4 protein-coding genes are annotated in these 17,286 nt (G+C 70.9%); 1 reads left to right on the top strand and 3 read right to left on the bottom strand.

Going from position 1 to position 17,286, the window contains the following annotated elements:
- Positions 1-2: 2 nt before the first annotated feature.
- A complete protein-coding gene (locus AC1DEL_RS20840; protein ID WP_092295210.1) occupies positions 3-1,058 on the bottom strand; it encodes an acyl-CoA dehydrogenase family protein in 1,056 nt (351 codons plus the stop codon).
- On the bottom strand, positions 1,055-2,227 hold the full coding sequence (locus AC1DEL_RS20835) for an acyl-CoA dehydrogenase family protein (RefSeq protein WP_441592501.1): 1,173 nt from the start codon (positions 2,225-2,227) through the stop codon (positions 1,055-1,057). Before AC1DEL_RS20835 ends, AC1DEL_RS20840 begins: the two co-directional genes overlap by 4 nt.
- Before the next feature lie 272 nt (positions 2,228-2,499).
- On the opposite strand from AC1DEL_RS20835, the gene AC1DEL_RS20830 reads away from it, so the two are divergent.
- Entirely contained in the window at positions 2,500-3,534 is a 1,035-nt protein-coding gene (locus tag AC1DEL_RS20830) for a Bug family tripartite tricarboxylate transporter substrate binding protein (protein WP_092295215.1), read from the top strand.
- 30 nt (positions 3,535-3,564) lie between these two features.
- Here the strand turns inward: AC1DEL_RS20830 and AC1DEL_RS20825 are convergent, their stop codons facing one another.
- Positions 3,565-17,214, bottom strand: coding sequence for a filamentous haemagglutinin family protein (locus AC1DEL_RS20825; RefSeq protein ID WP_477159170.1), 13,650 nt, complete (start codon positions 17,212-17,214; stop codon positions 3,565-3,567).
- Between the last annotated feature and the right edge of the window lie 72 nt (positions 17,215-17,286).

Raw genomic sequence — 17,286 nt, 5'->3', positions numbered from 1 at the left:
GGCTAGGCCGCCGCGGCGGTCAGGTCCGCCCACAGCGCATCGCCGCCGCGCGCAATCGCACGCCGGCCAATCTCGGCCGCCCAGTACGCCTCGGTGCCGCACTCGGCACGCCAGGCCCACACGCGCCGCGTGGATTGGTGCAGCGAATGCTCGTGCGTGAAGCCGATCGCCCCATGCACCTGATGCGCGATGGCCGCCGCGCGGCCGGCGGACTGCCCGCAGATCACCTTGGCGACCATCGCCGCCTGGGTCCAGTCGCCGGCATCGACCGCCGCGCAGGCGGACGCCACGGCCATGCGCGCGGCCACGGTCTCGTTGGCGAGGATGGCCAGTTGCTGCTGCACCGCCTGGAACTTGCCGATCGGGCGGCCGAACTGCGTCCGCTCGTTCGCGTACTGCACGGTCTGGTTCAGGATGCGCTCCAGCAGGCCAGCGATGCCGATCGCCCGCGTCAGCGCGCCGAGTGCCTGTGGCGCCGCTGGCCATCCCGCCGGATCGCCGCGCACGGCCGCGCTGTCCGGCACGCGCTGGAAGGTGAGCCGGTCGCGCGGTTCGTTGGCGAGGTTCACGCCGGTCTCCACCGCAGCGGCGCCGGTCGCGGCGAGCAGCCAGAGCGGCGCCTTGGTCTCGGCATCGATCGCGCGGATCAGCACATGGCCCACGTAGCGGCCCCACGGCACCGCTACCGCGCCATCGAGTGCCCATCCATCGTCATGCAGACAGGCGCTGACGGGCGCGGCGAGATCGGCAAGGCCGATGGGGCCGCCCGGCATCGCCACGCCAAGCTGGTTCAGGACCCAGCCTGCCACTGCGGTGTCCAGGAACGGCGCCGGGGCGTTGGCGCCGGCCAGCAGCACCGGCAGGCCCTCGGTCCAGCTGGCCTGCGCGCCCTCGTCCGCTTCCGGCACGAAGAGGCGGGTCAGGCCGCTGGCCTCCACCTGGTCCCACAGTTCGGCCGGCCACAGGCCGTGTTCCATCGCGTCGATCCGGGCCGGCGTCACGGCATCGGCAAAGAGACGGCTGGCGCTGTCCGCCAGCATGCGTTCGAGTTCGTTCATCGGACCCCCAGTCCCTTGGCAATGATGCCGCGCAGGATTTCGCGGGTGCCGCCGCGCAGCGAGAAGGACGGCACAACCTGTGTCAGATAACGGTGCGTGGCCGCGAACGGCGACGCGCTCCCCTGCAGGGCATCCCCGAACAGCTGGTGCGCCACCTCGGGAATTCGCTGTTCGAACAGCGCGCCAAGGTCCTTGACGTTGGCGGCGGCCACCTGCGGGTTTTCCCCGCGATTCAGCATGGCCGCAATGCCGCGCGACATCTGCCGCAGGGTGGTCAGTTCCGCCACCAGCAGGCCCAGCTCCGTGGCCTGGCGGCTGTCCGCGGCGTCGGCGTGATCGAGCATCTGGGGCAGCAGCGCGTAGCTGCTCAGGTAGCGCTCGGGGCCGCTGCGCTCGAACGTCAGCTCGGCCGTCACCTGCGCCCAGCCGTCGCCTTCCTTGCCGATCAGCATGCGGTCCGGCACGAAGACATCGGTAAACACCACCTCGTTGAAGCCCTCCTCGCCGGAGAGGCTGCGGATCGGCCGCACCTGCAGGCCCGGCGAGTTCATGTCGACGAGGAACTGCGACATGCCCTTGTGCTTCTCGTCGGCGCCGCGATCGGTGCGCACCAGCGCAATCATGTAGTGCGAGCGGTGCGCGTTGGAGGTCCAGAGCTTGGTGCCATTGATGACCCAGCCGCCTTCCACGCGGTCGGCGCGGGTGCGGATCGAGGCGAGGTCGGAGCCCGAGTCGGGCTCGCTCATGCCGATGCAGAAGTAGACCTCGCCACGGGTGATGCGCGGCACGATCTCGGCGGCGACGGCCGGATCGGCGTAGCGCATCAGCAGCGGTCCGCTCTGGCGCTCGGCCACCCAGTGGCCGCCGACCGGCGCGCCGGCGGCGAGCAATTCCTCAAGGACCACGTAGCGTTCGAGCATTGAACGCCCCTGGCCGCCGAACTCGCGCGGCCAGGTCATGCCGATCCAGCCCTGCGCGCCGAGCGCCAGGCTGAACTCGGCATCGAAGCCGCTCCAGCTCTTGGCGCGCAACGGGCGCGGCCGGTCCGGCATGACCCGGGCGAGAAATGCCCGCACCTCGGCCCGCAATGGTGCCAGCGGCCCATCGGGCTCGGCTGGGCGGATCACTATCCTGGCGGCTGTGTCCACGCTGTCTCCTGTCGTTATCATGTGTCGCGTTGCCGGGGGCCCCGCGAAAGTGACGACGAGATTAGCAAGCCGCAGACGCCGCACCTATCGCACGGACGGCATATCCGAAATGCGTGCGATAGGTGCGGCGCGCCCGAGGCATGGTTTTCCCGTAGCCGGACCTATGCCTGCGCGGCGCATACCGGCCCGCGCATAACGGATATGCCCCGCCGAGCCTTGCCTCGGTGCGGCGCGAGCCAGTAGGCTCTTCCTCCATCAAACGACGACGGATCACCGTTGCGGAGGAGACCACCATGAGACACCGACAGGACAAGGTTCGCGCCATCCCTCACCAAACCCGGCGTCGTACGCTGCACACGCTGGCCACCCTGGCGGCGGCCATCGGGCTAGCGCCGCTGGCTGCCCTCCCCGCCCTGGCGCAGGGCGATGCCGCCAGCTTCCCCAACCGGCCCGTGAAGTTCATCGTGCCGTTTCCGCCGGGCAGCGGCACGGACACTGGCGCGCGCATCTTCGCCAAGAAGATCGGCGACCTCACCGGCCAGCCGGTCACCGTGGAAAACAAGCCGGGCGGCAACGGCTTTATCGGTGTGCAGACCGCGCTCAATGCGCCGGCCGATGGCTACACGGTCTTCATCGGCAGCAACTCCACACTCTCCACCAACGCCGCCACGTTCCGCAAGCTGCCCTATGACCCGCTGACCGACTTCGCGCCGATCAGCCTGCTGACGCGCGGCCCGTGCCTGATCATCGTGCCGCCAAACTCGCCGTACAAGAACGTCGAGGAGCTGGTCGCGGACGGCAAGAAGCGCCCCGGCGCGCTCAACTACGCGAGCGGGTCGATGTCGTACACGCTGTATTCGGAATGGCTCAATGACATGACCGGCATGCGCTCCACCGGCATCAACTACAAGGGGGCGGGCGATGCGATCAACGTGACGCTCTCCGGCACCGTGGACTTCGCGGTGGTGGACGCCAGTGGCGCCATCGAGCTGGTGAAGAGTGGGAAGCTGCGCGCGCTGGCGTACACAGCCCCGCAGCGCACCCACCTGCTGCCCGATGTGCCGAACGCGCAGGAGGCCGGCATTCCGCAGTTCCTGGCCTACAACTGGGTGGCTGCGGCGGTCTCGGCCAAGACGCCGCCGGAGCTGGTGCGCCGCTGGGCCACGCTGTTCCACCAGGCGGCAGAGACACCGGAACTCAAGGACTACTACAAGCGACAGTCCACGACGGTCATCATGTCCAGCCCGGCCGAGATGCGCCAGTACCAGCAGGAGGAAATCCAGCGCTGGAAGCAACTGGCTTCCCGCGCTGGCATCCCCCTGCAGTAAGGGTCGCAGTCAGGGCCGCTGTACGGTCCTTTAGCGCTCCAGGTTCTTGCGCTCCGTGGCGGTGAGCATGCGCAGCTGCGATTCGCCCAGATCCATCTGCCCCAGCACCTGCACCACGCCTTGCGGATCGTACTTCGGCGGCGTGGCGCTGGCGCCTTCGCGTCCTCGCGGCGCGTAGGCGCCGGCGCTGCCGTCGCCCTCATTGCCGTTGCCGAGCACCCGCACCGTGAACACCGACGGCAAGCCCTGGCGCGCCGCCGCGCGGTCGCGCTGCACGGCATCCTGCGCCGCGCTGGCCGCCTGCGACGCCGCCGCGCTGGCGTTGCTCAACGCCCCCACATTGATCGCCGCCACCACCGGCATGCCCGCCGCCTTGCCCTGCACCTGGATGTTCTCCGCATTGACCACCCGCAGCGCCGCCAGATTGACGTTGCCCGAGACCCGGATACCGGCCTCGCCCGCGTCGATGGTGCCGAGCGGCGCAATCAGGTCGATATCGCCCGGCGGTACTTCCGGGATCGGGTTCAGCGTGGCGATACCCGCGCCCGTATTCGGCGTGGTCGGTGACAGCGCCACCAGACCGATATCGTCATAGGTACGCCGCTGCGGCGTGTAGACCACGGTGGACTTGGAACCGCGCCCGGCGTTGATATCGCCCTGCGCCGACCAGCCGAGGATATTGCCGCCGAAGGTCGTGAAGATGCGGCTCTGGCCCAGCAGGATGCTGTCGCGGGCATACATCTGGATCTCGCCCGCGCCCTGCGTCAGCACGCCGGAACCCTCGCCCGGCACGAAGCCGCCGTCCACGCCGACCAACGTACGGCCACCCGGCGTGAACACGCTGATGTCGCCGCCGAAGTCGGTGTGGATGCCGGCATCGAGCACGTCGTAGAACGGCACGCTGCCGGGGCTGCCCGCAGCCAGCCACTCGGCCTTGCTCAGGTACTTCGTGCCCGGTTTGGGACGCGTGGTGAAGCGCCCGTCCAGGTTGTCCTGCCCGCTCTGGTAGAACCGCGCGCTGCTGAACATCGTCAGGTCGCCCTGATAGTCACCCTGAGCGTCCGCCGCCTGCCCCGGGAACAGCGTGGCGATGGCCTCGCGGCCACGCAGGTAGCTGCCCGCGCGCGGACCGGTGGCGTCGTTGAACTCGCGGCCCGAGGCCTTGAGTTCCGCGTAATACACGTTGCGCAGGTAGGCGCGCTGCTGTTCCGGCGGCAGCGCGGCGAGGAACTGCCGCGCGTCCATGGTGGCGGCATCGAAATGCACGCCCAGCCCGTTGCTGCCGCCGAAGCGGTCCGTCAGCCAGTTGACCAGGTGTAGCTGGCCGGCCAGTCCGTATTCGCGCTGCAGGTCGCGGCTGGGCGCCGCGGTGCCGGCGGCCAGCGCCGCCTTGCGCGACTGGTCCAGCTCGGCCTGCCGGGCGGCCAGGAAGGCCGGGGCGCCGGCCTCGTCGCCGGTGTAGCCGAACTCGGCGCGCAGCCAGTCACCCAGCGTCAGCTTGCCGCCGTAGGTGGTCACGGCCTTGCCCGGCTGATCGGCCAGCGGGCGCCCGCTGTCGGCCTGATTGGCCGCATCCAGGTAGCGCGCGGCGAAGGCGTCGAAGCCCAGCCCGTCGAGCCCCTTGGCGCCCACACCGGCGGCCACGGCAATCGCCGCGCCGTTCGAGCGGTCGTGCTGCGCCGAACCGGCCACCGCGCCGATGCTGCGCAGCTCGCCCTTGTCCGCCAGGTAGAGATCACGCCCGGCGGTCACTTCCAGCAGGCCGGGGCCCGCCACATAGAAGCTGCCGCCCCGGATGTCGCGGCCCGCCGAGATCACCGAGATGTCATCGTCGTTGCCATGCACGATCAGGTTCCCGCGCGTGGTGGCGATCGTGTTCCGGGTGGGCCGCAGCGGCGCGTCGGGCTCGGAGCTGTAGTACTGGCCGAACCAGCCCAGCGCGTCTTCCGGTGCCATCGCGAAGGTGCCCAGCGGCGTGCCGGCGTTGACGATATCGCGCCCCGCGCGGATCGCCACCGGCCCGCCCCCCTCGTACAAGGGGCTCTGGGTGCCTACCGTGCCCGTCAGGCTGCCCACGTAGATGATGGCGCCGGTGCGCAGGCCGACGATATCGCCCTCGTTCGCATAGAAGCGCGCGGGCGGCTGCCCCTCGCGGGTATAGCCGGATGCGGTGGGCGACGTGAGGCTGAACAGCGGATACGCCTGCTCGCTCTCCACCCCCTTCGAGAACAGCACGCTGGGCGCCAGACCCTGCGGGTCGATATTGCCGACCACGTGCTGGCCGTACCACGCGGTACCGACCACGCCGAGGAAGCCGGGGTTGAACGGGCTCGGCAGCAGCGTGGGATTGGCGCCGGACTGGGTCACCGAGTAGCCGGCGGCGTAGATCGAATCGCCAGCCAGCAGCTCCAGCGCGCCGGTGCCCGTCACCGCGAAATGCGGGCTCACCGGCGAAGGTGCCAGGATCAGGCCGACCGGCGACTGCTCCGGACTGTTGTTGCTGACCCGGCCGGAACTCGCGTTGCCGTAGTACAGGCTGCCGTTGGGCGCCGCCGCGCGCAGGATCGACGGCATCACGAAGCGGCCGTCGGTGGCGCTATGGTTGCTGCGGTCCCGGTCGTCCGTCCACGACGTGGACGGCGTCAGGTTGCCGCCGGCGCTGAACAGGTCGATGGCGGTGGACGGCGTCCACAGCGAGAACCAGCTCCAGCCCTCGCCATCCTGCGCGGTGCCGTCGAGCGTGAACGGCGTGCCGTTGTGGAACTGGGCCACGCGGCCCGGATCCGCCACGCCGCCGATGACGAGGTCGCCGCGCGACTCGATGCGCACGCCGGCATCGCCCACCACCAGCACCGGCCCGCCGCCCGCGATGGACGAGGTGGCCACATAGGGCTGGTAGGCGCGCGTCTCCATCGGATCGGCACGGTCGTAGCGCAGCTCGATGCCGCCCACGGCGCCGGCTTCCAGCCGCAGCGCGCCGCGCAGGTTGACGAACGTGCTGTTCAGGTCCAGGCGCGGATTCGAGAAGCGGGTCAGCGGCGTGATCTCGCCATTGCTCTCGGGCTGGTTGCGGACTTCCGCCACCGGGTTCAGGCCGCCGCCGATGCGGATGTCGAGGTCGCCCCCGCCGGTCTGCGTCAGCGTGCTGCCATCGGCCGAGACGCGGCCCGTGCTGCCCACGGCCAGCACCAGACCCTGGCTCCGCGAGAGCACCGGCGCGCCATTGCTCATGCGCGATTCCAGCATGCCGGCGTTGCCGCCGGCTTCCATCACCAGATTGCCGCCGCCGAGCGTGCCGATACCGGTGAAGCCCACCAGGAACGGCAGGGTGCCCTGCACCGCGTACTGGTCGTCCTTGGCCGCCACATAGCTGCCGAAGTTGACCCACCACGCCGTGGGCACGCCCTCGCCGGGCGCTGCCGCGCTGCCGGTGCCCTGGCGCCACAGCCAGCCGCCCACGGCCGAGGTGTCGAAGTGGATGCGCATCTGGCCGAGCGCGTCGTCGTTGCGGATAGTGCCCGGCTTGGTGCCGATGATGTCGCCGCGCACATCGCCCTGCGCGCGCACCAGCACGTTGCCGCCGTGCTCGGGATACCACGCCTGGTACGTGCTCTGCGCGCCGCCGTTGATAAACGGTTCGAGGTAGGCGCCGTTAGCGCCCAGCAGCGTGCCGTCCGCGCCCCTGGCGCGCGCCTGGTTATAGGCGGCATCCACGCCGGCCGCCTGCGTGCCGGCGGTATAGACGCCGAACGGCGAGGTCATGGTGAAGTCGGCCGCGGCCAGCAGGTCGAGGTCGCCGGTGCCGGTGCGCAGCACGCTGAACATCTGCTGGCGCCCCGGCATCATCTTGTCCTCATAGACCGGCGGCGTGCCATCGGCGATCTTCTCGACGAGGATGCCGAGGCCCAGGTCGTTGAGCCCCGCCACTGCTTCCTCACCGCCATACGCCTCGAGGTTGATCGGCGTGCCCGGCACTTCGCCGAACATCCAGGCCTCCGGCCCCCAGATGTACTTGCCCGGGATGCCCGTGCCCGGCTTGAGCACGGTCTGCTGGGCCAGCCCGTAGTGGGTATCGGCCAGCAGGAGCTGCCCGCGCGTGCTGCGCGGCTGCAGCGCGCGGGTGTCGGCCGCCGTGAGGTCGGCGCCGCCCACCAGCCGCATCGACCACGCCTGCGAGCCCTGCTCCAGCATCGGCGCCAGCGCCCAGGTGCGGCCCTGGTTGCCGCTGGCATCCGCGTCGCGCATCAGCACGGTGGTGGCGTCGCCGGGCAGCTTCACCACGGTTTCGGCCGGGATCATGGCGCCCTTGCGCAGCATCAGGTCACCCGCCAGCACCACGCCGTTGACCGGGCCGTAGGTGGGCATGTCCACCACGGCGCCATCGGGGAACGGCAGCGGCACGCCGGCCGGCCACGTCATGGCCGCCACATGCGCGGCGCCCGGCAGGCGGTTGCCCGCGTCGAGCTGCATGCCAGTGGTCAGCGTGAGCGCGGCAGACAGTACCGTGCCGGCCGGATGCACCACATTGCCCGCGCCGTCGCGGATGGCGCCGCCCAGCACGGTGCCGGCCGGCAGCACGAGGTCCGCTGTCAGCGTGGCGCGCGTGGGCAGCTCGGTGCCGGCGCGCAGGCTCATGGCCTGGATCGGCAAGGCGTAGTTGAGCGCGCGGCCCGGCTGGAAGAAGGTGCCGTCGGCCAGCGTGACCTTGCCGTCGGTCGGCACCACCACGTCGCCGCCCCAGGGCACGCGGCCCTTGACCAGCATCCAGCCGTTGTCGTCCGGCGTGACGGGCAGCGCGGCGCCGTCGAAGCCATCGGACACGCTGCCAAAGATCTTGAAGTCCCCGCCGGCACGCATCACCAGCGCGCCCGCCTCGCCGGAGCCGCGCACGCCGGTCTGCTGCGTATGCGGGTTGACGCTCGCGTAGCGGTAGCCGGACAGGTCGATATCCCCGTCGATATGCAGGTCGCCATCGGGCGTGATCGAGACGATCTCCACGCCCGGGCGCAGGTGGAACGCGTCCGCGTAAGTACGCAGCCCGGCCAGCCTGCGGGTCATCAGGTCGCCGTTGGCCAGCGCGTTGCCCATGAAGGTCAGGCTCTCCGCGTGCTTCTGGTCCAGGTAGCCCTGGGTGATGGACTGGTAGTCGCGCCCATCGGCCGTGCCGCCGGAGACCAGCGGCGCGTCGTTGTAGGTCTGGAAGGCGTTGACGGTGATCGCGCGCGCGCCGTCGATGCGCACGCTGCCTGATGCGTCGATGTCGACGTCGTTGCCGGTGGCGCCGCCCAGCCGGCGGGCGCTCAGCTCCACCGTGCCGAGCGACAGCGGCGTGCCGTCGGTGCCGGCGCGCACGTCCATGCGCGCGCCGTCCACCAGCGTCAGCCGGCCTTGCCCCGCGTTGATGTCGATCACGGCGCGGTTCGGCGCCTCGATCACCTGCCCGTAGCTGTCCACGCGCAGCACGCGGCCATGGGCGTCCAGCAGCGCGCCGCCGCCAATCGTCACGCCATCGCGCGCGGCCAGGCGGATGCTGCCGACCTGCTCGCCGCTGGCGTCCACGGTGCCGTTCACTACGAGGCGGCCGCCATCCACCGAGACGCTGATCTCGCGCGCCTTCAGTTCGTCGCCCACCGTCAGGTCGCCCTGCTTGATCTGGAAGTTGCGGCTGCCGGTGACCCCGCCCGCCGTCAGGCGCTGGTTGAGGCCGATGAAGTCGGCCACGTGCTGGCCGCGAATGTCGGCGCCGCCGGCCGCGTACGGCACCCACGTGCCGCCCGCATCGTAGTAGCCGGTGCTGCCGCCGGCGATGGCACCGCGCAGGTCCACCGTGCCCGCGCCAGCCCCCACCGCCACGGCGGTGAGCTTGCCGGCGCGGTTCTCCAGCGCGGAGAGGTCGATGCGCGAACCAGCCGTCTGCAGGATGTTGCCGGACTGGCTTTCCAGCACCACGTCGCCGCCCCAGCTGTACTTGCTGACGTCGAAGAAATCGACCTTGCGGCCGGCGAGGTCCAGCCGGGCGCCATCGCCGAGCACGACATCGCCCTCGGCGGACACCGTGAGCTTGCCGCTGGGCAGCGCCACGGTGGTGTCGAGTGCCACGCTGCGTCCGGCGAGCGAGACTTCCGCGCCCAGCGCGGCAATCAGCTCCGCATTCGTCAGCGCGGGCGCGGTAGCCCCGGCAGGCGCGGCCACGTTCACCGCGCCGCCCGCGCGGATCTTGTTGACCGAGCCTGCCGCGCCGGTCAGCAGCGGCGTGTGGATGGTCAGGTCGCCGCCGCTGTAGGCGTAGGCCTTAGTGGCTGCATCCCAGGCGCCGCGCGTCTGGTAGACCGCGAGCGAGCCGGTCTGGTTGGCCGTGACGCGTTCGCTGGCGTTCAACTCCACGCCGCCGAAGCCCAGCACCAGCCGGTCCATATCGTGGATGGTGTCCGGACGGGTGCCCGGGCCGTAGCCGAATTCGATCTGGCGGGCATCGACGATGAACCGTCCGCTGCCGTTGCCTGCGCCACCGGCCGCCACCTGCCCCGGCGCGGTGTTGGTGCCGTTCCAGACCAGCGTATCGGTGCGGATGCGCGCCTGGGCGTCGGCGTCTCCCAGACCGTAGATGGCCGGGGTGGTCAGCACCAGCCGTTCCAGCGAGGACTTGCCGGTGGCGGGGTCGATGGTCGACAGTTCGATCGAATCGTAGAAATTGACCGCGTCGCGCGCCGTCAGCACCAGATTCTCCAGTGCCGGCGCGCCCGCGCTGGTGTCGCCGCGCAGCAGGCGGTCCAGCACGCCCTGGTTGAGGGTCAGCCCCGGGGTCAGGACATTGCGCGCGGCCACGGCCGCCAGCGACGCCTCGCTCCCCACGTTGATGCCGCCGACAGCCAGCGTCAGGTTGCGCGTGCCGTAGCGCGCCGTGTCGCGCAGCTCGAAAGTCTGGTCGGTGGCCGCCGCGATGGTGCCTTCCGAATAGAGCTGCGTGGTGCCGTTGCAGACGGCGCCCGCCACGCAGGCGCCAATGTCGATGCGGCCCGGGCCCTGCGCCGGGTCATTGCCGATGGCAGGCGGCAGCAGGTCCAGCCAGCCGTTGGACACCGCCAGCACGGACAGCCGGGCCGGATCGTAGACGTAGCCGTCCATGGAATCCCACGCGGCCTTGCCCTGGCCGAGCGTGTTGATGCCCGCGCCCTGCTCGATGACGATGCCGCCAGACTTGAGGCCGGTGACGAGGAACACCTCGCCGGCCTTGAGCACCGCGCCTTCGCGCAGCACGATGTTCCGCGCGTTGCCGGTGAAGGTGGCGATGTTGTCGCGCTGCGAGTTGGTGGTGGCGCGCACCACGGCGGGCAGGCCGCCGATGCCGAGGCGGTTGGCGCCGATGGCATTGAGGTCGTCCGCGTGCAGCGAGATCTGGTTCAACAGATCCCCGCCGGGCAGCGCCCGCGGCGTCGCGCCGGCCGCCAGGATCTCGTAGTCGCCGGAGTTGCTGACGACCAGCGCGCTGCCGCCATAGCCGCCCGTCGGCGTGCCGTAGGCGGTGGTGCCGCTGGCAAAGCGCAGGGCGGGCGCATCACCGATCTTGCCGGCCTGGATGTCGGCGATGAATTCGAGCCGGAGGCCCTTGGCGTCGCGCTCGAGCATAGGCCGCGGCACGCCGTTGAGGGCCGCGTTCGCCAGGCCGAATTCGGCGTAGCTCGTTTCGTTGTACTGCGACAGCCGGCGCAGCCTGTCGGCCGAGGTCAGGAAAACCTGCGTCGGCAGCGCATCGCGGAGGGTCGTGTTGGCCGTGCCGAGCTGCGCCGAGGTGGCATACGAGCCATTGCGCATGGCCAGCGCCGGTCCCTGCCCCAGCCCAGCCTGGCTGGCGCCGTTGAGTTCCACGCGGAACGCGCCCGGTAGCAGCGCGAAGGTCGAGGGCAGCAGCGTGTAGGTGCCGGCAGGCAGCCCCGGCACGCCCGCGCCGATGGTGATCTGGCGGCCGATGGCCGGGTCGCTGGCGCCGTGCTCGGCCACGATCGGCGCATAGCCGGCCTGCGCGCCCGGCACGATGGCGTAGATGGGATTGGTGCCCAGGCCCGGCAGCGTGAAGCCGCCCTTCGGCGACACCTGCACCAGCGGATTCATCCGCGCGTCAGTGGAGCCGCCGCGCCCGGCCAGGAAGGCCGCGCCGGTCAGCTCGCCGCCGCCGGTCATGTCCAGCAGCGCGCCCGGCTGCACGTCGATGGCGTGGCCGGTCAGGTTGATGGTCGGCCCCGCGCCCACGCCGGGGAACACCACGTCCGTGCCGTCGTGCATATAGCTCAGGCCGTCCAGCGTGCCGCCGTAGGGCATCACCAGCCCGTTCGCGCTGACCGACGTCACGCTGCCGGGCAGCACGTTGACCACGCCGGTTTCCGTGCCGTTGCCGCTGGTCCCGATCGAGACCGAGCCGAGCGGGGCCCGCACGACGCCGCCCTGGTTGACCGTGGGGCCGGAGAGACTCAGGGTGCCGAAGACCGAATACGGCGTGGCGGGGAGTGCGTCGCCCACCCGCTCGATGTTCAGCACGCGGGTCGGATCGAAGGTGCGGATGGGGCTGCCCCACTGGTTGACACCGTCGATCTGCCCGACCAGGACCCTGCCGCTGTCCTGCATGGCCGGGTAGATCTGCGAGGCGGCCAGCGTCAGGTCGCCCGGCTGATACAGCAGCGCGGCGCCGGACATGCGGATGTCCGAGGCGCTGCGCAGCGTCATCTGGTCGAAGGCATCGCGCTCCACCTTGAGCGGATCAACGGCGTTCTGGATGATCTCGCCGCGCGCGCCAACGCTCAGCTCGCCCACGATATCGAGGAACTGCGCATCGGCCAGGAAGCTGGTGCCGTCCGCCACCAGCGGCACACCGAGCGTGCCGCCCGCCGCGCCGGAATTTTYGGAGCCGCGCACCGGGTTCGGCATGATGCCGTTTTCGCCCTGGCTGCGCGTGGTGCCGGCGAGGCGCATATAGGGCGCCGCCAGGCTGACACGCGTGCCGGCCGCAGCCTGTTCGGCCAGGCCGATGGCGCTGGCGGTCAGGCTCAGGCTCTGGCCCATGGCCAGGTTCACGTCGCCATCGAAGCTGATCAGGCCGTTGGCGAGCAGCGCCAGGTTGTCGAAGCCACCGGCCGCCACACGGTCCACGCCGATACGGGCGGTGCCGTAGCGCAGCGCGGCATCGCGCATGCCGGGGCGCAGCGCGTCGGAGAGGCCGCTATCGCCCTGCACCTGCGCCACCACCAGTTCACGCGGCACACGCACCGCGTCGTCCACGGCCGCGCCCTTCAGGGTGTTGCGGTCCACGCCGAGGTAGGACGGCGTCTCCAGGTTGATCGCCAGCGTGCCACCGGCCGCGCCCGCGCCACCGGCTGCCGCGCGCAGGTCGCCATCCACGAACAGGCCGCGCATCGAGCTGAGCGCGATCACCCCGCCGTTGCTGGCCACGTTGATCGGGCCGACGCCGGCTACGTCCACCACTGCCGACGCCCCGGAGGCGTCCAGCCGCGCACCGGGCCGCACCACCACGAAGGCATCGGCCGCATCGACCTCCCGTGCGCCGTCCACGTGGCGCGCGCCGATCTCGATGGTGCCGCCGTTGGCGACCTCGCCATAGGCCCGGCCCTGCACGTCACGCGCGGTGACCGCACGGCCTGCCACGTCGATCACGGCATCGCCGCCGATCCAGATCGAGCGGCCATCGGGCGTGCCGCTCGGCGACGCCGCATTGCCCACGCCCAGCGCGGTCTGCAACACGGCGACGCTGCCGCCCCAGGCGTTCAGCGTACCGTCGATGGTGATCTGGCCGTTGCCCTGCAGCGTCAGCGCGTGGCCCGGATCGACCGTGACCGTGGCGCCCTGCCCCACCGTCACCGGCGCCTGGCCGTAGACGTTGCCGCCACCCAGCACGAGGTCGGCGCCGCGCCGCTGCGTCAGCACGCCATGGACCGGATCTTCCTCCCACAGCGGCGGCAGCCAGCGCTCCAGCGCCTGCGAGGGGTCCGCGCCGGTGGGCACCCTGTGCGCCGCCGTGGTGTCGTGGCGCAGCACCGGCATGATGACGTCGACGGTGGCGCCGTTGGCGATCTGCGAGCCCTGCTGGCCCGATACGTCGTACTTCGAAAAGCCGGTCTGGAACAGGTCGGTATCCAGCACCAGCAGCGGCTTGACCGCTACGTCGGTGGAAAGCACCACGCCAGCCGGCAGGCGGTCTCCGGCGGCCATCGCATGGTCGGTCTGGAACGCCGTGCCCGCCTTGACCGTGGTGCTGTACATCGCCACCGGCATGCCGTTCGGGAACACGTTGGCCGGCACCACATAGCCGGCGCCCATTTCGCCCTGCGTGCGCACCAGCACGGTCCCGGCAGGCACCGTGGTGCCGCTCGCGTACCAGGCGCCGTTCGTGTCGTACACAACGAACTGGTTGAAGCCGACGCCCGGCGGCACCACCCACCCCTGGGTGAGCGTGAGCGGCCGGCTCGGCGCGATGGCGATGGTGCCCGGCGACACCTGGCCCGGCGCGGCAGTGTCGGACGTGAACGTGTAGTCCACCGGCAGCACCGTGCCCGCCTTGATCGTGAACGGCTGGTCCAGCGTCAGGTGCACCGGCACCGATTCCCCGGCGTGCAGCACGCCGGATTCGGCGAGCAGGCCGCCGCCGATGGCGACGCCCAGCCCCGAGTCGATGGTCAGCGTGCCGCCGCCGTTCACCCCGTAGCCGCGCAGATCGCCATCCATGCGCAGCGTGCCCGAGCCGGTGCCGGCCACGTCATACTGGTTCGAGCGGAGCGTGATATTGCCGCCACGCCCGCCGCGCAGCGAGCCGTCCGCCATCAGCGCCGCACCGGACGACACGTCGATCAGGCTGCCCGCGCCGAGCGTGACGTCGCCCGAGCTGCTGACCGTGACCGAGCCGCCGTTCACATAGGGCAGGCCGTCGATGTTGCCCGGGTCCTGCTTGAGATTGGTCCACAGGCCGCGCGCATCGAGGGTGACGCCGGGCGCCACGGTCACGGTTGCCGTGCCGGTGGGCGCGTCGGTGACGGGCCGGTCGATCCAGTTGCCCGGGGTGCCCCGGCTGACGATGTCCCCAAGCGCGATGGTGCCGCCACGCGCGGTAAGGTCCGCGCCGATGTCCACCGTGGTGGCATGCAGCCCCAGCGCGCCGCCCGTCGCCACGGCCAGCGGCGCATCCACGGCAATGCCATCCTTGGCGAAGACCGTGAAACCGCCGAGTTCCAGCCCGTTGAGCCAGCCCGCGTCGAGACGGATATGGCCGCCGCTCTGGTCCGCCGGCAGCGCGTCTTCGAGCGCGATACCCTGCGCGATGCCCTGCACCGCGCCAATGTCGACCTGCCCGGCCACCGCCGTCGGGATTTCCCGGATCGTGTTGGTGGCGGGGTCGAACAGCGGCGTCAACTTGCCGATCACCAGCTGTCCGCGCCGCGGCGCGGCGATCTGGGACTGCTGGTACCCGTCCAGCCCGGCGTCGCGCGCCTGGCCCTGGCGCGGGCCCTGATAGACGGTGGCGTCGATATCGCCCTCCATCACAGCCGAGGCGGTGGACACCACCACGCGGCCGGCATCGCGGCCCACGGTGTAGCCGTTCTCCAGCCGCTCGCGCGGCGCGATCAGCGGGTTGTAGAACTGCTCGGTGGCCTTCGCGCCCCAGCGCTTGTGCGCGGCCTCGAAGCCGCGATACACGCCCTCGTAGGTCATGTCGCCGGGCGCGGTGGCGAGGTTGTAGAGCTGGCCGTCGCTGCCGCGCAGCCAGGTCTGCTTGATCTTGCCGGTCTGCACGTCCAGCGAGCCGCCCGCCACATTGATGGTCGAGCCCGCCCGCGAGACCAGCTCGCCGCCTTCGAACAGCACGGTGCCGCCCAGCGCGGCCCATTCGCCGATGCCGTGGCCGCTCGTGTTCAGGTAGCCGCTGACTTCCAGCAGGCCGCCGCCGGTGTACCAGCGGTCCGTGGTGGCGCCGTTGGTGCCGGCCGGCACGCGCACGAGGTAGCGCCGGTCCACCCACATGGTGGTGTTGTTCAGCTTGCCGGAATCGCGGTTATTCGGGGCGTCGCGCTGCTCGTTGCCCTGGACGTTGATCTCGACGTTGTTGGACTCCATCGCCACGCGCACGCCCACGGCGCCCGCCACGTCCAGCACGGCGCGGTCGGCCAGCAGCGTGCGTCGCGCGGCATTGACCTGGATCTGTCCGCCGGTGGCCAGCGCCAGCGAATCGGCGTCGAACAGCACGTCCCCGCCCGAGGCGATCTGCACCAGCGACTGGTCGCGCCGGTTGTAGCCGCCCTCGCTGGCGGTGGCGGAATCCTTGATCAGCGCGTCGCGCTGCACGTCGAGCGCGGTCTCGTTGCTGTCGGCCAGCAGGATGGCGCTGACGCTGCCCGGCGCCATCGTCACGCGGCTCTTGTCATCGCCCTCGGCACGCAGGTGCACCGTGCCGCGCGTGGTGACCGAGCTGCTGGAGAGCAGCACGCCGCGCTGCTCGACCGTATGGCCCTTGAGCGTGATGTCGCCCGTGGCGGCCTGGATCAGGCCGGCGTTGGTGACCAGCCCGGCCGTGGTGCCCGGGTTGCGCAGCACGTCCACCTCATTGCCGCGCGTGGTGGAGGTCTTGTTCGCGTCGGTGCCCATGCCCCGGCGGATCACGAAGCTGTCGCCGGCGGCCAGCGTGGTCTGGCCGTTCGGCGTGACGATGGTGCCCCGGTTGTGCGCCTCGCGGCCGGCCAGCAGCACATAGCCGCCGCCCTCGGTCACGCTCTGTGGGGTGCGCGTGGCGATGCGGGCGCCCGCTTCCACCACCACGTCGCCGGTGGCGTTGCCGAAAGAGGTAGCGGTCGCCGTCGAGACCAGGTCATTGGCGAAGGTGGGCACGTAGCCGCTGCCCTTGGCCTCGCTGAACAGCCCCTTCTGGAACTGCGCATCGGTCATGCCGGCGGCGGCGGCCACGAGGTTGCGCGTGTCGACCTGGCTGGTGCCCTTGAAGACGATGCCGTTGCGGTTGACGATCATCACCGTGCCATCGGCCTTGATCTGGCCCTGGATCTGGCTGGGCCGCGCCTGCGGATCGTTCACGCGGTTGAGCACCGCCCAGTCGGCCTGCTGGTGGAACTCCACCGTGGTGTTGCGGCCCACGTTGAAGGTTTCCCAGTTCAGGATGGCGCGGTCGCCGGTCTGCTCGATGGAGACCACGGTCCGGCCATCGACAACCTTCTGCCCGGTGGCCTTGTCCAGCGGCCGGGCGTTCTGCCAGCCCGCCGTCAGGCTGTTGGTATCGACCTTGAGACCGCCCTCGGCCAGCCCGTCGGGGACGGACGGGTCCTGCGCGGCGGCGTTGCGCGCCGCAGCCTGCGCGGCCTGCATGGCGGCGATGGCCTGCGCGGTGGTGGCGAGGTTCTGGATCGAACGCTGAAGCTGCTGGTTGGCCTGCTGTTGCTGCGCGGACGGGTTGGTCAGCGCGGAGGCCGGCATGCCGTTGGGCAGCCGGCCGGTGGCGGCCGCCGTGCCCTGCATCATGTTCTTCTGGGCCATCCAGTCGCGGCTGAAGGCCTGCTGGGCGTGCGCGCTATCGAGCATGCCGCCCGCTGCCACCAGCAGCGCTATCGCATGGGCCAGCGGCCGGCGGCGTGGATTCGGAAGCCGGAAGCCGCCGCCGTGTTGTGGCGAAGGCATGTTCCCGCTGTGAGCGCGCATCTGCATGGTGATCTCAATCCCGTCAAGCAACGTTGGCGGGCCGCCTCTCGC

Source organism: Cupriavidus sp. 10L43_2 (assembly GCF_056395265.1).
The sequence above is the reverse complement of the archived record's forward strand: the minus strand, read 5'-3'. Positions and strand labels throughout refer to the sequence as shown.

Bases quoted from the DNA above. Each gene is read 5' to 3' on its own strand.
- AC1DEL_RS20840 (WP_092295210.1), bottom strand. From the start codon at position 1,058: ATGAACGAACTCGAACGCATGCTGGCGGACAGCGCCAGCCGTCTCTTT.
- AC1DEL_RS20835 (WP_441592501.1), bottom strand. From the start codon at position 2,227: ATGATAACGACAGGAGACAGCGTGGACACAGCCGCCAGGATAGTGATC.
- AC1DEL_RS20830 (WP_092295215.1), top strand. From the start codon at position 2,500: ATGAGACACCGACAGGACAAGGTTCGCGCCATCCCTCACCAAACCCGG.